This is a genomic window from Pseudomonas beijingensis (genome assembly GCF_030687295.1).
In the GTDB taxonomy this organism is placed as follows: domain Bacteria; phylum Pseudomonadota; class Gammaproteobacteria; order Pseudomonadales; family Pseudomonadaceae; genus Aquipseudomonas; species Aquipseudomonas beijingensis.
Genome location: NZ_CP117425.1, coordinates 3981447 through 4001787, shown reverse-complemented (window position 1 = coordinate 4001787; position 20341 = coordinate 3981447). Strand labels below are relative to the sequence as shown.

Sequence of the window (20341 nt, the reverse complement as noted above, 5' to 3'; positions counted from 1 at the left end):
TTCTGTGGGAGCAAAGCTTGCTCGCGATGGAGGCGCCTCGATTTCTGAAAGACCTCATCGCCAGTATTCGCGAGCAAGCTTTGCTCCCACAGAAATCCCTCCCGCCACCATTCAGCGCAACCCCGATTGCCGCTGGCGATACTCCCCCGGCGTGAGCTGGGCGTAACGTTGGAAAAACCGACTGAAATACGCCGGGTCCTTGAAGCCGAGCTGGTAGCAGATTTCATTGGCCGAGCTGCCGGTGAACAACAGCAGTCGCTTGGCCTCCTGCATCAACCGCTCCATGATCAGGCGCTTGGAAGGCAGGTCGGCGATGCGACGGCACACGTCATTGAGGCGCGCCTCGGTCACGCCAATGCCTTCGGCGTAGCGCGACAACGGCCAATGCTGCAGGTAGTGGGCCTCGATCAGCTCGTTGAAGCGGTGAAAGATCTTCAGGTCTTCATGCCGCGCCGGCCTGGCTTCCAGGGAGTTGGAACACAACCGCAGCAAGCTGATCATGATCAGTCGCGTCAACCCGTCCAGCGCCGCGCTGCGCCCCGGATGCCCCGCCACCACCTCCTCGCTCAGTTCCTCGAACAGGAATTCCAGGCGCCGCACCTCCCCCGCCTGCCCAGGCCCCAGTTGCGCCAAGGCCACGCAGGCGGCCGGCATCTGCACGCCAGCCGGCGCCAGGCTCGGGTCAGCATCGATCAGTTGCCACACCAATTGCTGGCGCACCGTCAGCACATGCCCGTCGCTGTCGGCCTCGGTCACGAAGGCATGGGGAATGGTCGGCGGCGTGAGGAAGAACATCGGGCCGGATTCGACGTACTGCTGGTCATCGAGGTATACGCGCACGGTGCCACTCTTGACGTAGTGCACCTGGAAGAACCGGTCGTGGCGGTGCACCGGCATGTTGCGGCCGAAAAAACCCGCCAGGTTGGCGAGCCGGTCGTAATGCACTTCGGCGTCGCTGTAGCGCTGGTCATACACCTGACCAATGTTGATGTTCGGAATCGGCTGGCGGTCGGTCATCACGCAATGCTCGTTTTTATGCTGATTCAGGTACCTGCCGCTCTCATCCTGCACCGAATCTGGCAAGGCAACCAGTGCCGGTCATTCTGTCACGCTTGACGATAGTTAACATCTTAATTATAACTGTTAACACATTAACAATAACCGCAGAGCCCTCATCACTCTGCCATCGCCAGGAGACAAGCATGAGCCGTGCCCTGCATGACGTCGCGACCGGCACCCTGTTCGGGGTCGCGCTGAACTACCAGGGGCTGCTGAAACAGCGCCTCGCCGAGTTCGAGCAACCGCCCTATCAGAAGCCGCCGCTCAAGCCCGTTCTGTTCATCAAGACGCCCAATACCCGCAACCGGCACGACGCCGACGTGGTTCACCCCGGTCACGGCGAAAGGCTGCAACCAGGACCGGCCCTTGGCGTGGTGATGGGCAAATCGGCCAGCCGCGTCAACGCCGCCGAAGCCCTGGACTACGTGGCCGGCTACACCATCGTCAATGAATTCAGCCTCCCGGAAGACAGCTATTACCGCCCCGCCGTCAAGGCCAAGTGCCGGGATGGCTTCTGCGCCATCGGTCCGGAACTGGTGCCGACCGCCCAGGTGACCGACCCCCACAGCCTGGCGATCACGCTGTACGTCAACGGCGAGGTTCGCCAGCAAAACAGCACGGCCAACTTCGTTCGCAACATTCCCCAGTTGATTGCCGAAATCAGCGAGTTCATGACCCTGCATGCCGGCGATGTGCTGATCACCGGTACGCCTGAGGGCCGGGTCGATGTTCTGCCCGGTGACCGTGTCGAAGTGGACATCAGCGGCCTGGGCCGCCTGGTCAATACCGTCGTGGCCGAGCAAACAGGAGCAGATTCATGAAACACGCGCGCATTCGTTTTGAAGGCCAGGAGCACGCCGTCACCGTCGAAGCCCACAACGCCGTGCGCCTGGCCGACGGTCGCCTGCTGGCCGAAGACCAGGTCCAGTGGCTGCCACCGGCCAGCGGCAGCATGTTCGCCCTGGGCCTGAACTACGCCGATCACGCCGCCGAACTGGCGTTCAAGCCACCGACCGAACCCCTGGCGTTCATCAAATCGCCCGGCACCTACACCGGCCACAACCAGGCGACCTGGCGCCCCGACAACGTCGTCTACATGCATTACGAGTGCGAGCTGGTGGCGGTCATCGGCAAAGCCGCGCGCAACGTCAAGCGCGAGGATGCACTGAGCTACATGGCCGGCTACACCGTGTGCAACGACTACGCGATCCGCGACTTCCTGGAAAACTACTACCGCCCTAACCTGCGGGTGAAGAACCGTGACGCGACAACGCCCGTCGGCCCCTGGATCGTCGATGTGGCCGATGTGCCGGACCCGAGCAACCTGACGCTACGCACCTGGATCAACGGCGAGTTGCGCCAGGAAGGCAGCACCAAGGACATGATTTTCGACATCCCCTACCTGATCGAATACCTGTCCAGCTTCATGACCCTGCAGCCCGGCGACATGATCGCCACCGGCACGCCGGAAGGCCTGGCGGACGTAATGCCCGGTGATGAAGTGGTGGTGGAAGTGGAAGGCGTGGGTCGCCTGGTCAATCGAATCGTTAGCGAAGCCGAGTTCTTCGCATCCCGTAAAGAGGCTTGAGCAGCATGATCAAACACTGGATCGACGGCCGTGAGGTCGAAAGCAAAGACGTCTTCGTCAACTACAATCCGGCCACCGGGGAGGCCATCGGCGAAGTCGCCAGCGGCGGAGCCGAGGAAGTCGCCCAAGCGGTCGCGGCGGCCAAGGAAGCGTTTCCGAAATGGGCCAACACCCCAGCCAAGGAACGCGCCCGGCTGATGCGCAAGCTCGGTGAATTGATCGAGCAGAACGTGCCGAAGCTGGCCGAACTGGAAACCCTCGACACCGGTTTGCCGATCCACCAGACCAAGAACGTGCTGATCCCACGCGCCTCCCACAACTTCGATTTCTTTGCTGAAGTCTGCACGCGGATGGACGGCCACACGTATCCGGTCGACGATCAGATGCTCAACTACACCCTGTACCAACCGGTGGGTGTCTGCGCGCTGGTGTCGCCCTGGAACGTGCCGTTCATGACCGCGACCTGGAAGACCGCGCCGTGCCTGGCGCTGGGCAACACGGCTGTGCTGAAGATGTCCGAACTGTCACCGTTGACCGCCAACGAGCTGGGTCGCCTGGCGGTCGAAGCCGGCATTCCCAACGGTGTGTTGAACGTGATCCAGGGCTATGGCGCCACCGCCGGCGATGCGTTGGTGCGCCACCCGGATGTGCGGGCGATCTCTTTCACCGGCGGTACCGCCACCGGCAAGAAAATCATGCAGACCGCCGGGTTGAAAAAGTACTCGATGGAATTGGGTGGCAAGTCGCCGGTGCTGATTTTCGAAGACGCCGACCTCGAACGTGCCCTTGATGCGGCGCTGTTCACGATTTTTTCCCTCAATGGCGAGCGCTGCACCGCCGGCAGCCGGATCTTCATCCAGGAAAGTGTCTACCCACAATTCGTCGCCGAGTTTGCCGCCCGCGCCAAACGCCTGATCGTCGGCGACCCGCAAGACCCGAAAACCCAGGTCGGCTCGATGATCACCCAGGCCCACTACGACAAGGTCACCGGCTACATCAAGATCGGCATCGAAGAAGGCGCCACCCTCCTGGCCGGTGGCCTGGAGCGCCCGGCCAACCTGCCGGCGCACTTGAGCCGCGGCCAGTTCATCCAGCCGACGGTATTCGCCGACGTCAACAATAAGATGCGCATCGCCCAGGAAGAAATCTTCGGTCCGGTGGTGTGCCTGATCCCGTTCAAGGATGAAGCCGAAGCCTTACAACTGGCCAACGACACCGAATATGGCCTGGCCTCGTATATCTGGACCCAGGACATCGGCAAGGCCCATCGCCTGGCCCACGGCATCGAGGCCGGCATGGTGTTCATCAACAGCCAGAACGTACGCGACCTGCGCCAGCCTTTCGGTGGCGTAAAGGGTTCCGGAACCGGCCGCGAAGGCGGACAGTACAGCTTTGAAGTGTTTGCCGAGATCAAGAACGTTTGCATTTCCATGGGCAGTCATCACATACCGCGTTGGGGGGTATGACGTAGAGAAAATCTGGTGATAAACCTTGTGGCAAGGGGATTTATCCCTGCTCCTGTGGGAGCAAGGCTTGCCCGCGATGAAGACGATGCGGCCTACCAGAAATCGAGTCGCCTGCATCGCGAGCAAGCTTTGCTCCCACAACCGAGATTCAACAAGAACAATTTTTCAGGAGAATCATCATGGGCGAAGTCGTCCTGGCTGCGAAAATCTGCCACGTTCCCTCGATGTACCTGTCGGAGCTGCCCGGCAAGCACCACGGTTGCCGCGCCGCAGCGATTGCCGGCCACAAGGAAATCGGCCGCCGCGCCCGTGAGCTGGGCGCCGATACCGCCGTAGTGTTCGACGTGCACTGGCTGGTCAACAGCGCCTACCACGTCAACAGCGGCGCGCACTTCAAGGGCATCTACACCAGCAACGAGCTGCCGCACTTCATCAAGAACATGGAGTACGAATACTCGGGCGCCCCGGAACTGGGCGAACTGATCGCCGCCGAGGCCAATGCCGTGGATGTGCGCACCCTGGCCCATAACATCCCAAGCCTTGAACTGGAATACGGCACGCTGGTGCCCATGCGCTACATGCACATGGATGTCCCGCAAGACCAGAAATTCAAAGTCGTGTCGATTGCCGCCTGGTGTGCCTGGCATCGCCTGCAGGACAGCTTCGCCTTCGGCGCCGCCGTGCGCCGGGCCATCGAGAAAAGCGATCGCAAGGTACTGGTGCTGGCGTCCGGCTCGTTGTCCCACCGCTTTTCCGATGATCGCAACGCCGAAGCCAACATCCATAACTGGACGCGGGAATTCGACAAGCAGGTCGATCTGCACGTCGTCGAAATGTGGCGCCAGGGCCGCTGGAAAGAGTTCTGCGCCATGCTCCCGGACTATGCCGAACACTGCTTCGGCGAAGGCAAGATGCATGACACGGCGATGCTGCTGGGGTTGCTCGGCGGGCCGGACTACGACAAGCCCGCCGAAATCATCACCGAGCCTTTCGGCAGTTCCGGCACCGGACAGATCAACGCCATTTTTCCAGTCTGAACAGCAGCCGCAAGCGACAAGCTGATCGCTTTCAACTTGTCGCTTGCGGCTTACAACTCAAAGCTGCCGACGCAGGAGGCCCCCATGCCCCATTTCATCGCTGAATACACCGACAACATCGAACAACAAGCCGACCTGCCCGGCCTGTTTGAAAAGGTCCATGCCTTGCTGGGCGAAAGCGGCGTATTTCCCCTGGGCGGCATCCGCAGCCGTGGCGTGCGCCTGGACACCTGGCGCATGGCCGACGGCAAGCACGACTACGCCTTCGTGCACATGACCTTGAAAGTCGGCCATGGCCGTGACCTGGCCACCCGCCAGAAAGTCGCGGAAAAACTCTTCGAGGCGATCACCGCGCACTTCGCCGAACTCCAGGCCCAACGCCTGCTGGCCCTGTCATTCGAGATGATCGAGCTGCACGAGCAACTCAACTTCAAGGCCAACAACGTCCACGCCTTCCTCAAGGGCCAGGCCTCCTGAATCCGTCTGCCCCGCACTCCCCATCGGCCTCTCTGACAAAAAGTACAAGATCATGAGCACAGCCAATACCGCCGACACGGCCGGCACCATCGCCCACGACCGCACCCATGCCACCATCACCTGGCGGCTGATGCCGCTGTTGCTGGTCTGTTACCTCTTCGCCCACCTGGACCGCATCAACATTGGCTTCGCGAAGATGCAGATGAGCGCCGACCTGCAGTTCAGCGACACGGTCTACGGCTTCGGCGCCGGCCTGTTCTTCATCGCTTATGCGCTGTTTGGCGTGCCCAGCAACATGGCCCTGGACCGGGTCGGCCCGCGGCGTTGGATCGCCACGCTGATGGTGGTCTGGGGCGCCCTGTCCACCGGCATGTTCCTCATCGAAAGCGCCGCCGGTTTCTACGTGTTGCGCTTTCTGCTGGGCGTGGCCGAGGCCGGTTTCTTTCCTGGCATCCTGGTCTTTCTCAACCGCTGGTATCCGGCCCGGCGCCGGGCCCAGGTGACCGCGTTGTTTGCCATCGCCGTGCCAATGGCCGGGGTGATTGGCGGGCCATTGTCCGGTGGCATTCTCGAGCATTTCCATGACCTTGGCGGCCTGCGCGGCTGGCAGTGGATGTTCGTCATCGAAGGGCTGCCGGTGATCCTGCTCGGCCTCGTTGTGCTCAAGTGCCTGCCGGACAGTTTCGAGACGGTCAACTGGCTCACGCCACACGCCAAGCAACAACTGCGTGAACAACTGAGCCTTGAAGAACAGCGCAAATCCATCACCTCGTTTTCGGCGATTCTCAACAATCCGCAGGTCTGGTTGTTGGTGGCGGTGTACTTCGCCGTGATGCTGGCGGTGAACACCCTGGCCTTCTGGATGCCGACCCTGATCCACGGCGCCGGCATCGGCAGCGACGGCAAGGTCGGGCTGCTCAGCGCAGTGCCCTACCTGGCCGGCTGCTTTTTCATGATCGGTTGCGGACGCTCCTCCGACCGCCATCGCGAACGCCGCTGGCACCTGTGCGTGCCGCTGTTGATGGCCGCGCTGGGCATTGCGGTCACCGGACTTTCTCCGGGCAATCCGACCCTGGTGCTCAGTGGCCTGATCGTCGCTGGCATGGGCGCCAGCGCGGCGTTGCCGATGTTCTGGCAAATGCCGCCGGCCTTCCTGTCCAACGGCACCCAGGCCGCCGGCATCGCCCTGATCAGTTCCTTCGGCAGCATCGCCTCATTCTTCGCGCCCTACCTGATCGGCTGGATGCGCGACACCACCCAGAGCGCCAGCCTCGCCCTCTATGTGCTGGCCCTGCTCATCGCCCTTGGCGGCTTGCTGGTGCTGCGCACCCGGGCTGCCGTCGTCAATCCTCAATAAGAGACCCCTGCCATGCTTGACCAGACCTTCATCCAACAAGCCGCCGCCCGCCTCGACCATGCCGAACGCTCCCGCGAGCAAGTGCGGCAGTTTTCCCTCGACCACCCGGACATCACCATCGAGGATGCCTACGCCATCCAGCGTGCCTGGGTGGCCCAAAAGATCAAGGACGGGCGCAAGTTGGTCGGCCACAAGATCGGCCTGACCTCCCGAGCCATGCAGGTGTCGTCGAACATCACCGAACCGGACTACGGCGCGCTGCTCGATGACATGTTTTTCGATGAAGGCACCGACATCCCGTTCGAACGCTTCATCGTGCCACGGGTGGAAGTGGAGCTGGCGTTCATCCTCGGCAAGCCGTTGAAAGGCCCGAACGTGACCGTGTTCGACGTGCTGGACGCCACCGAATGGGTGATCCCGGCGCTGGAAATCATCGACGCGCGCATCCAGCAGATCGACCCGCAGACCAAGGCGACCCGCAAGGTGTTCGACACCATTTCCGACAACGCCGCCAACGCCGGGGTGGTCATGGGCGGTCGCGCCGTACGCCCGACCGAGATCGACCTGCGCAAGGTGCCGGCGGTGCTCTACCGCAACGGCGTGATCGAAGAGTCCGGCGTCTCGGCCGCGGTGCTCAATCACCCGGCCAAAGGCGTGGCCTGGCTGGCGAACAAGCTGGCGGCCTATGACGTCACCCTGCAACCGGGACAGATCATCCTCGGTGGCTCCTTCACCCGCCCAGTGGCCGCCAACCCCGGCGACACCTTCCATGTCGACTACGACATGCTCGGTTCCATCGCCTGCCGTTTCGTCTGATCGGAGAACGCCCCATGGACATGCCCATCAATACCTTCAAGCAACGCCTGCGCAGCGGCGAAGCGCAGATCGGCCTGTGGCTGGGATTGGCCGATGCCTACTGTGCGGAACTGGCGGCCAATGCCGGCTTCGACTGGCTGCTGATCGACGGTGAACACGCGCCCAACGACTTGCGCACCCTGCTCGGCCAGCTCCAGGCCGTGGCGCCCTACCCCAGCCAGCCGGTGATACGTCCGGTAATCGGCGACACGGCGCTGATCAAACAAGTGCTCGATATCGGCGTGCAAACCTTGCTGGTGCCGATGGTGGAAAGCGCCGATCAGGCGCGCGAACTGGTGCGCGCCATCCACTATCCGCCCCACGGTGTCCGCGGGGTCGGCAGTGCGCTGGCCCGGGCGTCGCGCTGGAACAGCATCCCCGGCTACCTCGACAAGGCCGATGAACAGATGTGCCTGCTGGTGCAGATCGAAAGCCGCGAGGGCCTGGCCAATCTGGATGCCATTGCGGCGGTGGAAGGCGTGGATGGGGTCTTCATCGGCCCGGCGGACCTGAGTGCGTCCATGGGCTTTCGCGGTAACCCCGGCCACCCGCAGGTGCAAGCGGCCATCGAAGACGCCATCGCCCGCATCCGCCAGGCTGGCAAGGCCGCCGGGATTCTCAGTGCCGATGAAAAACTGGCCCGCCGCTACATCGAACTCGGCGCGGCGTTTGTCGCCGTGGGCGTGGATACAACGGTGCTGCTGCGGGGCTTGCAGACACTGGCGGCGGCGTTCAAGGACACACCAAAACCTGCGACGGGTGGTGTGTACTGATCGGTATCAAATGCCTTGTGGCAAGGGGATCTGTGGGAGCAAAGCTTGCTCGCGAAACAGGCACCTCGGTCTCTGGAAGACCGCAGCGTCTTCATCGCGGGCAAGCCTTGCTCCCACAGAAAACAACCAGCCCAGGTTCTCAGCGCCTGATCGCCTTCAGGTCATTGAGCAAGCCCAGCAACGTCTGCAGTTTTTCCTGCCCCAACTTGTCCTGCAAGCGCTGGTAATTCTCTTCCATGCTCTGGCTCATCGAATCGAAGCTCGCCTGCCCTTGCGGCGCCAGGCGCACCAGCACCCGCCGCTGGTCCTGTTCGGCCTTGCGCCGCACCACCATGCCCGCCGCTTCCATGCGCACCAACACGCCGGTCATGCTGGGCTTGAGGATGCAGGCCAGTTCGGCCAAGCGATTGATCTCCAGCTCATCGTGCTGGCTGAGAATCCGGATGACCCGCCATTGTTGTTCGGTCAAGCCATGTTGATTGAGGGAAGGTCGGAAAAAACCCATGGCCGCTTCGCGGGCCTGTAGCAGGGTCAGGGTCAAGGATTGGCGCGGCTTGGGCATGGAGTAGGTTCGCGAGAAGACTTAGTTAATGAGTTAACTAAATCTTAACAGCTTCCAACTCATGCTGGACTATCCATTCACAGAATCTGGATCAAGCGATGGCCCCTGTGGCGAGGGAGCTTGCTCCCGCTGGGCTGCGCAGCAGCCCCCGGCTCAGCTGTCATAACCCTGTGGGAGCGAGCTTGCTCGCGATAGGGGCCTGCCAGTCAACATCAACATCGACTGGTCGACCGCCATCGCGAGCAAGCTCGCTCCCACAGAAATGCATTTGCCTTACCGGGGCAGATGCCATTCATGTCGCTCAAGCGCCCTTGATCACGCCCTTGAGCACTTGCTTGAAATGTTCGACCTGTTCCTCGCTGAACTGACCGAACACCTTGTCCTGCTGTTCCTTGGCAATCGCCCAGAGCCCTTCGGTCTCATCGATACCCTTGGCGGTCAGGCGTACCCGCTCACCTTCATCGCTCACCAACCCCTTGCGCTTGAGATTGGCCACGGCTTCTTCGATCTCGCGCACCGGCATCGCCACCTCCCGTTGCAGGTCGCACAGGTTCAGCCCGGCGTCGTTCTCCAGCACCATCAACATCCGCGCCTCACTGGTGCGCAAACCGGTGGACAACTGACGCGGCTGGTAGCTGGCCTGGTAGGTTCGTAGCGCCTGGGTCATCAGATAGTACAAGTTGTGGCTCAAGCGTCCCTGGAAGTGACTGCTGGGAGACTGGCCCTCTTCCCGTTTGGTCATGCGCGTGTGAGGCAGCACCATCGAGTAGGCGCCCTGGTGATAGAGCAAGGGCGAGCGTCCGAAATCGTCAAAGGCCACGACCTTGCCGATCATGATCCAGTGATCGCCACCGTCGACCTGCTGGAATTTTTCACAGTGAAAACGCGCCGAGCAATCAACGAACATCGGAGCTCCGCCTTCGCCGGTCTCGAACTGGATTTGTGCGAAGCGGTCCTCCTTGGGTCGCGCGAAGTTGTTCGACAGGTCAATCTGGTCGGCGGCCAGCACGTTCACCGCAAAATGGCTGGCGGCTTCGAACACTTCGTGGCTGCTGGAGCGCTTGTCGATGCTCCACAGGATCAGTGGCGGGTCCAGGGACACCGAGTTGAAACTGTTGGCCGTCACCCCGACCTTGCGGCCATCTTCAGTGGCGGCGGTGACCACGGTCACGCCGGTGGCAAAGTTACCCAAGGCCCGGCGGAACGCGCGGGTATCGAAAGCGGTATCGCAAAGACTGGACATGCAAGACTCCCGGCCGCCTCAACGGACGGCCTCGATTATTGTTCTAAGGACAGGCGGTCAAACCATGGACGGATCGGGCTCGAGCCCCATCAGCTCACGACCGAGGATCTGCGCGCAGACGTCGTAGTCGGTGTAGGCATGGGCGCCAGTCAAGTGAGCGTCGCGGAACAGCCGTTGCAACTCGTTGTTCTCGAACCAGGCGCCGCCGCCGGCTGCCTCCATCAAGCGGTCGACGGCCTGGATGCACATCTTGGTGGCATAACCCTGGTTGGTCCGCCAGAACGCCAGGGTTTCCCGGCTGGGGTATTCGTGGCGCTCGCCATGTTCGGCGTGCTCCTGCCAGGTTTTCTCCAGGAAGGCACGGGCCGCCGCCACCTGATGGGTCGACTCGGCCAGGCGCATCAACGCCGGGGTGGCGGCACCGACGGCCGCGCCGGTGTAGGCCCGCACGCGGTTGCGGGTTTTCTCGCGAAAGACCTCCAGCATGCGCTCGGCCACGCCCAGGCTGACCGTGGAGAAACCACTGGCGAAATACGGCCGATACGGCGAGTAGAAAATCTTGCTGTCGGGGTACAGGCCGAATCCGCCGGACTTGCCTTCCATCATGTCCTTGGCTTTCTGGATCCGGTGTTCCGGCACAAAAGCGTTGTCGATGATCAAGGTCTTGCTGCCACTGCCGCGCATACCCACCGCGAACCAGTCATCGCGAATCTCATAGTCGCTGCGTGGCAGCACCGCAAAGCAATAGTCCTGGGTGCCTTCGGCGTTTTTGCGGCGAAACCCTACGATTGCCCATTCGGCGTGATCGCAGCCGCTGCTCCAACCCATTTCACCACTGAACATCACACCGCCGTCGACTTCTTCGGTGCGGCCAAACGGTGCGATGCTGCTGCTGGCGGTGGCATCCGGGTCATCGCCCCAGATTTCCTGCTGGGCCTTGGCCGGGAACATCGCCAACTGATGGCTGTGGGTGCACAACAGGCTCATGGCCCAAGCCGTGCTGGCACAGGCACCGGCCAGCAGCGCGATGCAATCGGCGAACTGCGGCAGGGAAATCTCCAGGCCACCGTACGGTTTCGGCTGGAAGGCCCGGTGCATGCCGATGCTTTTGAGCAAGGCGATATTCTCGGCAGGCACGCTACGGTCTTTCTCCGCCTGGAAGGCGTTGGCGGCAATGGCTGGCAGGAGGGGCTTGAGGTCTTCGAGCAGCGGGTTTGGCTTTTTCATGGACGGGCTCTTTTATTATTGGCGTCTGCCGATCCCGCCTTTGCCCGGCAACCCGAGGTTGCACAAACAGCGAGATCAGTGATTAAGGCCGGTCCAGTATGGGCAATCGCGGGCAGCTGAAAAATGCACCTTCCAGATCCAAGATTGTACTTTTCATGGGCCAGGTTCCGACCCCATGGCGCGCTCGGTCAAATCCTCCGGCATGGAGGATCAAGACAAGCGCCCCGCCAGGGCTCTTAATAGAGCCATCCCCTGCCATGCCCCGCGTAGGCGTGGCAACGGAGTTTCCTTTCACTTTGTCAGGTTGCGTCATGATCAATATCGAAACGCCCACCTATTACACGGCCACCAAGAAATACAACCTCAGCTTCCCCACGCTGGAACAGGACGTGGACGCCGATGTCGTGGTCATTGGCGGTGGTTTCTCCGGCATCAATACCGCCCTGGAGCTCGCCGAAAAAGGCATCACCAACATCGTGGTGCTGGAGGCGCGTTACCTGGGGTTCGGTGGCACCGGGCGCAATGGCGGGCAGATCATGGCCGGCATCGGTCATGACCTGGAAAAGATCAAGAAGGACGTGGGTGAAGACGGCCTGCGCCAGGTCTTCGAGATCAGCGACCTGGGCGCCGACATCATCAAGGATCGTATCGCCAAGTACGCTATCGATGCCGATTTCTGCCACGGTTACGGCTACATGGGCTTCAACGCCCGCCAGGAAAAGACCCTGCGAGCCTGGGAAAAAGACTTCAAGTCGATCAACAGCAAGCACGAGATCCGCTTTCTCGGCGGCTCCGACGTGCAGCAGATCATCGGCTCCAAGGCCTACGGCAGCGCGTTGCTGCACATGGGCGGCGGGCATGTGCACTCGCTGAACCTGCTGCTGGGTGAAGCCAAGGCCCTGGTCAGCCACGGGGTGCGGATTTTCGAAAACAGCCCGGCCCTGGAAGTCAGCTATGGCGAACGCATCACCGTGCGCACCGGACGCGGCTCGGTCAGGGCCAGCAAGCTGCTCTGGGCCTGCGACAGTTTCCTCAACAAGCTGGAACCGGAACTGCACCGCTCGACCATCAACACCTACGCCTTCCAGATGATGACCGAGCCGTTGTCGGACGAACTGATCCAGCGCATCAGCCCGATTCGCGGCGCCTACAGCGATATTCGTCCGGTGATCGACTATTACCGCGTCACCAACGAAAACCGCCTGCTGTTCGGTGCCGCGACGCCATTGGTGGAGCACATTCCCCTGGACCTCAAGGCTTGGAACCGGCGCCTGATGCTGAAGATCTTCCCGTACCTCAAGGACGTAAAGATCGACCTGGCCTGGGGCGGTCCGATGGCCTGCAGCCCGAACCTGTTCCCGCAGATCGGCACTCTGCCCGGCCGCAGCAACGCGTTTTTCGTCCAGGGTTACTCAGGCTTCGGCGTCACCCCAAGCCACATCATCTGCAAGGTGCTGGCCGAAGGCATGAGCGAAGGCTCGGCGCGCTACGACCTGGTCAGTTCGATCCACCGCCCGACCATCATTGGCAAAGACGCCATTCGCCCCTTGCTGCTGACCGCCGGCAAGTCCTGGCACCAGCTGTCGGGCTACTGGAACGGCCGGCGTTGATGGTCATGATGCCAGTCAAATAAGCGAAAACCCTGTGGGAGCGAGCTTGCTCGCGAAGACGGCGCAACAGTCAACCTCATACTGCCTGACCCACCGCTATCGCGAGCAAGCTCGCTCCCACAGGGGCCGAGGTTTAACGGACTGGCACTGGACACACCTCACCTTTGTTTTTTCAATCACCAGGAGTCACTGCCATGCCCCTTACCACCCTCAAAAAAGACATCCAGCTGTCCGACCTGGACGCCTGGGGTACCGTCGCCGATCTTGGTTCACAAATTCTCGAAGGCGAAGTCAAGGCCTTCGGCAAGATGACCTTCGGCGCCCCCACCGACCCGGTCAGCAGCGCCTACTTCGGTACCACCCAAGGCAAGTTCCGGATGGTCTACCCGTTCGCCGAACAAGCTACCGTGGTCACCGGTGAAGTGATCCTCACCGACGAGGCCACCGGCCAGAGCACCCGCTACAAGGCCGGCGACAGCTGGTTCGTGACCAAGGGCACACCGGTGCTGTGGGAAATCGTCAGCGAAAGTTTCGTCAAGCACTACTTCGCGGTAGTCTGACCGCACAGGGCTGCCGGCCCCACCGGCAGCCCCCTTGCGAAGGTAGCGACCATGAGCGTCATTCCTACCCAGGACATCGCCGGCCAGTGCCTGCACGCCTTCACCCAGTTGGTTCCCGTCAGCCGGGCGGCCTTCTACTGCGTGGATCGGCAGTTGCAAGCCCACGACTTCAGCCTCCATGGGATGAGCGGCGATATGCACCGCGACTACCTGGACAATTACCGCCAGTTCGACCCGCTGCAGCCGCGCCACTGTGCCTCCAGGCGAGCTGGCCGTGGTGCCGTTGGGCCTGGCGATGGCCCGCCAGCCGCTGCGTGACAACCATCGTTATCGCGATTTCCTGCAACGCTACGGCGTGGTCGACGTGGTGGAAGTCTTCGCCCACCGCGATGGTCAGCCCCAAGCCGCGATTTCGTTGCTGCGCACCGCCGAGCAAGGCGTCTTCACCCCTCAGCAGTTGAGCCAACTCAGCGCGTTGCAGGCCTTGCTGCAACTGGCCGTGGCCCATTTACCAACCCATGAAGATGCACTGGCCGACCTGACACCCAAGGAACGCCAGATCGCCTTGCTGCTGCGCCAAGGCGTCAGCAACAAAACAATTGGCCCGAGAACTGGAGGTAGGTTTGCCGACCATCAAGACTCACCTGATCCACCTGTTCCGCAAGGTGGGTGTGAGCAGTCGCACCGAGTTGGTCAGCACACTGTTCCTTTGATCAACCATTCGGTTGATAGGCCGCCGTTGCCCGGCACCGCATGATCCGAGTGGCTAATTCAACCACCGGAGCCTTGCACATGAGCACATCTACAGACTGGATCACCGTCGGCGCCCTGGCCGATGGCTTTGCCCCCGAAGCTTTCATCCTGCCAAACCTGGCCGACCTGGCCGGCAAGACGTTCACCCTGCATTTCGCCAACGGCTGGCAGATCGAGCATCGCTTCGAGCAGGACACCCTGACCTGGAACGCCGCCGATGGGCACTCCAGCGGCACCGCGACCTACCGGGCCACATCGGTACGCCCGGGCCTGTACCTGGTGGACTTCATCAAGCGCGAAGGCCAGCTGACGTCGTCGGTAAGCCTTGTGATCGATACCGCCAGCGCCGCCTTCACCGCCGTGATCGGCCGTATGCCAAGCCAGCAGGAAACCGGCGAAGGTCTCTACAGCCGGGCGTTGGCCGGCAAGCCACTGACCTCGGTTCAAGCGCAGTTCCTGCACGGCAGCCTCGATCGTCCCTGGCAGCCTGGCCTGTGCCCGCACGCACCGACCACCGAGCTGGTGGGGCTGCGCAACCTGTATCGCTACAGCCCGAGCGAAGTCTACGAACACATTTACCTCAACGACCAGTTCTACTCGTGGCAGTGCCTCAAGGGCGTTGAACAAGGCCTGTGCGACACCGATCGCTGCGACACCTACAAGATCGCCGATCAGTTGTACCTGTTCGTGTGGCGGGAAAAGATCATCCCGACCCTGGGGCTGGTGCTGATCGACCTGCAGCAGCACCGCAGCGACGGCAAGATCTTCGGTTACGCCGGTGAGTCTTTCGATGAGTTTTCCAATTTCCCGGTCAGCTCCTACTGCCAGGTGCTCAATCAGACGGAGTATCCCGATGCCTGACTCACGCACCGTCGTGATCACCGGTGCCGGCACCGGCATCGGTGCCGCCTGCGCCCGCCTGTATGCCGCCGAAGGCGCCGATCTGGTGCTGATCGGTCGCCGTCGCGAGCCCCTGGAAGCACTCGCCAAGGACATCGGCGGCCTGGTGTTGGTGGGCGATGCGGCCTGTCCAAACACCTGGGACGGCTTCGTCGAGCAGATTCGCACGCATTATGGCCGTCTCGACGTGCTGCTGGCCTGTGCCGGTGGCTTGGGCATGGGCAGCGCCACCGAGACTCAGCCATCGGCCTGGGAAGCGGCCCTGCGCAGTAACCTCGACAGCGCCTTCTACAGCGCCCGGGCGTGTCTGCCACTGCTGCAGGAAAGCGCTGGCAACATCGTGCTGATCGCCTCCATCGCGTCGTTGGCGGCAGGCCCTCACGTGTGCGGCTACACCACCGCCAAACATGCGCTGCTGGGCCTCAACCGGTCCCTGGCAAGGGATTACGGGCCTCACGGCGTACGGGTCAATGCGGTCTGCCCAGGTTGGGTCCGCACACCCATGGCCGATGAAGAAATGCAGGTGTTGATGCAGTTCCATGGCGAAACGTTGCAGCAGGCCTATGACCGGGTCTGCGCCGACGTGCCGTTGCGCAGGCCGGCCAGTGCGCAGGAAATCGCCAACGTCTGCCGCTTCCTGGCCTCGCCTGATGCGTCGATCATCACCGGAGCAACGCTGGTGGCTGATGGTGGCTCCAGCATCGTCGACGTACCAACCCTGGCCTACAGCCGGATGGAGGCCAGCGATGTCTGAGGATCTGGATTTCACCGGCCAGACGGTACTGGTCACGGGCGGCGCCCAGGGCATTGGCCGGGCCATCGTCGAAGCGTTTGCCCTGCGCGGAGCCCAGGTGGTCATCGCCGACCTGGGCCTGGCCCGGGCCGAGGCAGTGGCCGACGAATTGGCCGCCGTGGGCTGTCAGGTGCAAGCCGTGGGGGTTGACCTGGCCGACGCGACGGCGATCTTCAACATGATGGCCGCGCTGGAGCAACGCTTGGGGAGGCTGGATATCCTGGTGCACAACGCCGGGTATTTTCCGCTGACGCCGTTCGCCGAAATCACCCCGGCGATACTTGAACGAACGCTGGCGGTGAACCTGTCGGCGCTGTTCTGGCTGACCCAGGCGGCGCTGCCGATGTTCCGGCGCCAGGGCCGAGGCTGCGTGCTGGTGACCTCCTCGGTCACCGGTCCGCGGGTGGCGTATCCGGGGCTCAGCCATTACGCGGCCTCCAAGGCCGGGGTCAATGGCTTCATTCGCAACGCCGCGCTGGAACTGGCGGCCGAGAATGTTCGCGTCAACGGGGTCGAACCGGGCATGATCGCCACGCCGGCCATGGCCAACCTGGGCGACGATGAAGTCAACCAGGACATCGCACGCCGGGTGCCGCTGGGTCGATTGGGCCAACCGAGCGACATCGCCGGCGCCATGCTGTTCCTGGCGTCGAGCCTGGCCAGTTATGTGACCGGGCAGACGTTGGTGGTCGATGGGGGTTCGACCTTACCGGAGGTTTGAACCTGAGTGGGAGGAGTCAGCTTGCGGTGAGGGTGGATGGACCACCGTCATCGCGAGCAAGCTCGCTCCCACAGTTTTTTCCGAGTCGTTCAAGGCATCCGCGACCACCACAGATCCCCTGTGGGAGGGAGCTTGCTCGCGATAACGATCGTCCAGCCAGCGACGACCTTGTTCAAGCCACCCCCTGCCCCACCTGCAAACGACTGGAACGAAATTCCTTGGGCGACAGCTCGAACTGCTTCTTGAACGAACGGCTGAAATGCGCCGAATCGGTAAAGCCCCATTTGTAGGCGATCGAGGTTATGGACTCGTCCCGCAGGAACGGGTTGGTCAGGTCATCGGCGCTGCGCTTGAGCCGGGCCCGCTGGATGTAACGGCAAACGCTGTCGTCCTGCTCTTCGAACAAACGGTACAGATGGCGCACCGAAATATTCAATCGATTGGCCAGGCCCACCGGGCTGAGGCCAGGCTGGGTGAGTGATTCGTCGATGACCTTTTGCACGTAGCTGCGCAAATGGCTGCCTTGCAAGGCCACCCCTTCTTCACGGCCATCGCTCCCCGGCTCCAGGGCCGAGCCCAACAGTGAAACGAAGGCACTCTGCAAGGCTTCACCCTCGCCCGCCGCGCCCTCGCCGTCCGGTGTGTCCTTGCACAGTTGGTCCATCAATACATGCAGCATGCGCCCACAGGCCTTGCTGGACGACACCTTGCCGAAGGTCTTGGTTTCCCCGCCCAATTGCCGCGACACGTCCTGGCGAGACAAGGACAGCACCGCGTGCTCGATCAGGCCGAACGGGGTGATTTCAAGCGCGCCAACGGAATCCATCAACAGCAACTCACCGGGCGCCAACTGGATGCTCCGGCCGTGTTGGGTAATGCGGCAGTAACCGCTGCGCTGGCTGACCAGGAGGCAATCCTGGTCATCATCGTAATCCGCGTTGGGTGAGTGACGCTTGATGTTACCGGCGTTGGTGCGCAGGTTCGCGAGGGCAAGGCCACCCCGATGGACATTCGACACTTCACCAATGAACAACGCGCGATTGAAGGCCAGCTCGGTATCGAAGTGGCCGCAAGTCGCCCGCAGATCCCGGTTCCAGGTGTCCAGACCGTCCTGCCCAACCTGTTGCATGCTCATGGCATTCTCCGCAATGGCTTTTTGTTTTTGTACGGCAATAGTTAACATGTTATCTATATGCACGCAACAAGTACCTGATCGCCAGAGCAGTAGCAGGAATGATGCCAGGACAGCACAACAGAATCAGAGCGTTGCCAACACCCGCTGCAGGCCGCTCAAGGTCGCCAGCAAGACGCCGCGCTGTTCGCGGCTCAACGGGATATAGCGACGAAAGGCCGGCATGCGATTGACCACTTCGCTACCGCCCATGTGCTCCAGGCGCACGCACCACTGGCTTCCCTGCAGATCGATGCGCAGCCGTTTGAAATCCAGCGGCATGAGGGCCTGATACAGCGCAGGATCCTTCTCCACAGCCGCCTGCAACCGGACCGCCAGGTCACCGCGCCCGTCCCGTTGCCGGCAACGAATGCCACTGCGCCGCACAGCGCCGCCGTGGTGCAATTCCAGGCGTGCCGTGCCCTCTCGGGAAGCAGGCACGCGCAGGACGAACTCGGTCATCACCAGGTGCATCAACAACTGCGACTCGGTGCGTTCGACAATCTCCAAGCGCAAGCCGTCGTCGGTGACTGCCGTGGCCATGGCCGGGCCCGCAACTTCGAATCGTGCCAATGCGAGGTTGCGCCGCAAGTGCTCCAGGGTCACCCCGGGCCGATAACCGGCCGGGGCGCGCTGGGTGCTGAACAACTCAAACAGTTTTTGTAGCAGGGTCGACAAACTCGCCCGCAGGTTGCCCTGGCTCATGGGAAAACTCCTTGGCCAGCACGTGTTCCACCGACGCCGGCTTGAATGGATTGACCTTCTGCACCACCAGGGTCCAGAACAAGGCGTACGCCGCTGTGCCGCCGAGCATCACCGCGAAAGGCACGTAGATGTCCGCCGGGTTCATGCCGGGCGGGGTGATGAACCACATGCCCAACACAATGCCGACACTGGACAGGATCTGTGGCAACGGGAACCACGGCGAGCGATAGGCCCGCGGCAGATCAGGGCGACGAATCCGCAGGCTGATCACCGACACGGTCACCAACAGGTAGGCAAAACTCCAGGCGCACACCGCGGCCAGCACCAGGTGCATGATGTTGTCGGGATTACCGCCCAGCCACAGCGCATGCAGGCAAGGAATCAGCATCGCCACCAGGATGCACAGCAACGGCGTCTTGAAGCGTGGATGCAGGTAAGTGAAGACCTTCGGCAACGCGCCGTCCACCGCCATGCCGTAGAGAATCCGCGGCACGCCGGCCATCAGGGTGTTGATGGTTGCCGCACCGGCAAACAGAAAGCCGATGCCCAGCCACATCGGGCCGATATCGCCCATGACCTGTTCGGCGAACCGTGGAATCGCCATGGGGGTGTCCAGCAGATGCACCCCGCTGGTGGCATCGAGCAGCACGTTTTCCACCTGGCGCTTCATCGCCGCGCCGTAGATGAACATGCAGGCGGCAACGCTGAACAAGCCCAGCATCATCGCCCGGGGCATGGTCCGGGCAGACTGGCGCAGGTCCGGCGCCAGCGGCGTGACGAATTCGCAGCCGACAAACATGAACATGGCCATGCCCACCAGCGACAGCACCGTGACCAGATCGGTGCCCACCACGGACGCGCCGAACCAGCCCTCCAGCTCCACCGCCGGCGCGGCGATCAGGCCCAACACGCCGAACACCATCAGGGTGGTCCACATGCCGAACGTCAGGATGATTTCGGCCCGGCCAAAGGCACTGACACCGAACGCGTTGAGCACGCCAAACACCACCACGAACCCCACGCCCAGCAACCAGGAACCGCCCGCCGATTCGGCCAGGGTGTTGAGGTGCTCGAAGTTCACCAAGGCCATGACCCCGGCCAGGATGGTCTCGGCGGTGCCGGCGAACACATGGACAATCAGGTAGGCCGACAAGGTACCGGTAATCGCGAAGAAACGGCCCATGCCACAGTTGATGTAGTCATAGACCGAGCCGGTGGTCGGGAGAATCGATGCGGCCTCGGCGAACGTCGTCGCCTGGGCCAGCATCATCACCACGGCGATCAGCGTCGCCACGGCAAAGGCGCTGCCGCCGATGCCAAAGCCCATGGTCGCGGTGAGAATCACGGGGCTTGCCATGATCAGGCCAATGGTGCTGGCCAACGCGGTGGGAAAACCCACCGAACCCCGGTTCAAGTGCTCGGTGAGCCTGTCATTGATCGACATCGTGCAGATCCTCGAAAGCGGATTTTTAGTATGGATGCTA

At 62.1% G+C, this 20341-nt stretch carries 20 protein-coding genes and 1 pseudogene; 14 read left to right on the top strand and 7 right to left on the bottom strand.

The annotated features are described in order from the left end of the window. Positions 1-111 precede the first annotated feature (111 nt). Complete coding sequence (gene hpaA, locus PSH84_RS18085; protein WP_305481485.1) at positions 112-1017, bottom strand: 4-hydroxyphenylacetate catabolism regulatory protein HpaA; 906 nt, start codon at positions 1015-1017, stop codon at positions 112-114. Between the two features lie 185 nt (positions 1018-1202). Between hpaA and PSH84_RS18080 the strand changes: the two genes are divergently transcribed. The 8 genes from PSH84_RS18080 (at position 1203) to hpaI (ending at position 8612) form a co-directional block, all read left to right on the top strand. Further along, positions 1203-1880 (top strand): fumarylacetoacetate hydrolase family protein, encoded by a 678-nt coding sequence (locus tag PSH84_RS18080; RefSeq protein ID WP_305481484.1) that lies wholly within the window; start codon positions 1203-1205, stop codon positions 1878-1880. Then, complete coding sequence (locus PSH84_RS18075) at positions 1877-2647, top strand: fumarylacetoacetate hydrolase family protein (protein ID WP_305481483.1); 771 nt, start codon at positions 1877-1879, stop codon at positions 2645-2647. The genes PSH84_RS18080 and PSH84_RS18075 overlap by 4 nt, the downstream gene beginning before the upstream one ends. 5 nt (positions 2648-2652) lie before the next feature. Further along, positions 2653-4113, top strand: a complete 1461-nt coding sequence (gene hpaE / locus PSH84_RS18070; RefSeq protein WP_122569438.1) for a 5-carboxymethyl-2-hydroxymuconate semialdehyde dehydrogenase — start codon at positions 2653-2655, stop codon at positions 4111-4113. Between the two features lie 179 nt (positions 4114-4292). Continuing rightward, positions 4293-5150, top strand: coding sequence for a 3,4-dihydroxyphenylacetate 2,3-dioxygenase (gene hpaD / locus PSH84_RS18065; RefSeq protein WP_305481482.1), 858 nt, complete (start codon positions 4293-4295; stop codon positions 5148-5150). 84 nt (positions 5151-5234) lie between these two features. After that, a complete protein-coding gene (locus PSH84_RS18060) occupies positions 5235-5627 on the top strand; it encodes a tautomerase family protein (RefSeq protein ID WP_122569440.1) in 393 nt (130 codons plus the stop codon). Positions 5628-5679: 52 nt separating this feature from the next. Then, positions 5680-6984, top strand: a complete 1305-nt coding sequence (locus PSH84_RS18055) for an MFS transporter (protein ID WP_305481481.1) — start codon at positions 5680-5682, stop codon at positions 6982-6984. 12 nt (positions 6985-6996) lie between these two features. Further along, the gene (gene hpaH, locus PSH84_RS18050; protein WP_122569442.1) at positions 6997-7800 is read left to right on the top strand and encodes a 2-oxo-hept-4-ene-1,7-dioate hydratase; all 804 of its coding nucleotides are present in this window, start codon (positions 6997-6999) and stop codon (positions 7798-7800) included. Between the two features lie 14 nt (positions 7801-7814). Next, on the top strand, positions 7815-8612 hold the full coding sequence (gene hpaI / locus PSH84_RS18045) for a 4-hydroxy-2-oxoheptanedioate aldolase (RefSeq protein ID WP_305481480.1): 798 nt from the start codon (positions 7815-7817) through the stop codon (positions 8610-8612). Positions 8613-8751: 139 nt separating this feature from the next. On the opposite strand, the gene hpaR is transcribed toward hpaI, so the two are convergent. The 3 genes from hpaR to PSH84_RS18030 all read right to left on the bottom strand — a co-directional run bounded on the left by hpaR (position 8752) and on the right by PSH84_RS18030 (position 11644). Next, on the bottom strand, positions 8752-9174 hold the full coding sequence (hpaR, locus tag PSH84_RS18040) for a homoprotocatechuate degradation operon regulator HpaR (RefSeq protein ID WP_122569444.1): 423 nt from the start codon (positions 9172-9174) through the stop codon (positions 8752-8754). A 301-nt stretch (positions 9175-9475) separates the two neighbouring features. Continuing rightward, entirely contained in the window at positions 9476-10417 is a 942-nt protein-coding gene (locus PSH84_RS18035) for a p-hydroxyphenylacetate 3-hydroxylase reductase component (RefSeq protein ID WP_305481479.1), read from the bottom strand. Between the two features lie 57 nt (positions 10418-10474). Beyond that, entirely contained in the window at positions 10475-11644 is a 1170-nt protein-coding gene (locus PSH84_RS18030) for a p-hydroxyphenylacetate 3-hydroxylase oxygenase component (protein WP_122569446.1), read from the bottom strand. Positions 11645-11955: 311 nt separating this feature from the next. Between PSH84_RS18030 and PSH84_RS18025 the strand changes: the two genes are divergently transcribed. The 6 genes and pseudogenes from PSH84_RS18025 to PSH84_RS18000 all read left to right on the top strand — a co-directional run bounded on the left by PSH84_RS18025 (position 11956) and on the right by PSH84_RS18000 (position 16981). Beyond that, complete coding sequence (locus tag PSH84_RS18025; protein WP_122569447.1) at positions 11956-13254, top strand: NAD(P)/FAD-dependent oxidoreductase; 1299 nt, start codon at positions 11956-11958, stop codon at positions 13252-13254. A 194-nt stretch (positions 13255-13448) separates the two neighbouring features. Further along, positions 13449-13814 carry a cupin domain-containing protein gene (locus tag PSH84_RS18020; protein ID WP_122569448.1) on the top strand — a complete coding sequence of 122 codons (366 nt, stop codon included), beginning with the start codon at positions 13449-13451 and terminating at the stop codon, positions 13812-13814. A 51-nt stretch (positions 13815-13865) separates the two neighbouring features. Then, positions 13866-14527, top strand: a pseudogene (locus tag PSH84_RS18015) (helix-turn-helix transcriptional regulator). A gap of 79 nt (positions 14528-14606) precedes the next feature. Beyond that, on the top strand, positions 14607-15428 hold the full coding sequence (locus tag PSH84_RS18010) for a molybdenum cofactor biosynthesis F family protein (RefSeq protein ID WP_305481478.1): 822 nt from the start codon (positions 14607-14609) through the stop codon (positions 15426-15428). Then, positions 15421-16221: an SDR family NAD(P)-dependent oxidoreductase gene (locus PSH84_RS18005; RefSeq protein WP_122569451.1), complete on the top strand. Its 801-nt coding sequence runs from the start codon at positions 15421-15423 to the stop codon at positions 16219-16221. Before PSH84_RS18010 ends, PSH84_RS18005 begins: the two co-directional genes overlap by 8 nt. Then, on the top strand, positions 16214-16981 hold the full coding sequence (locus PSH84_RS18000; protein ID WP_122569452.1) for an SDR family oxidoreductase: 768 nt from the start codon (positions 16214-16216) through the stop codon (positions 16979-16981). The genes PSH84_RS18005 and PSH84_RS18000 overlap by 8 nt, the downstream gene beginning before the upstream one ends. A gap of 172 nt (positions 16982-17153) precedes the next feature. On the opposite strand, the gene feaR is transcribed toward PSH84_RS18000, so the two are convergent. The 3 genes from feaR to PSH84_RS17985 all read right to left on the bottom strand — a co-directional run bounded on the left by feaR (position 17154) and on the right by PSH84_RS17985 (position 20301). Continuing rightward, complete coding sequence (gene feaR / locus PSH84_RS17995; RefSeq protein ID WP_305470894.1) at positions 17154-18116, bottom strand: transcriptional regulator FeaR; 963 nt, start codon at positions 18114-18116, stop codon at positions 17154-17156. Positions 18117-18239: 123 nt separating this feature from the next. After that, a complete protein-coding gene (locus tag PSH84_RS17990; protein WP_305470892.1) occupies positions 18240-18857 on the bottom strand; it encodes a DUF3156 family protein in 618 nt (205 codons plus the stop codon). Then, positions 18802-20301: an APC family permease gene (locus tag PSH84_RS17985; protein ID WP_305481477.1), complete on the bottom strand. Its 1500-nt coding sequence runs from the start codon at positions 20299-20301 to the stop codon at positions 18802-18804. Before PSH84_RS17985 ends, PSH84_RS17990 begins: the two co-directional genes overlap by 56 nt. Between the last annotated feature and the right edge of the window lie 40 nt (positions 20302-20341).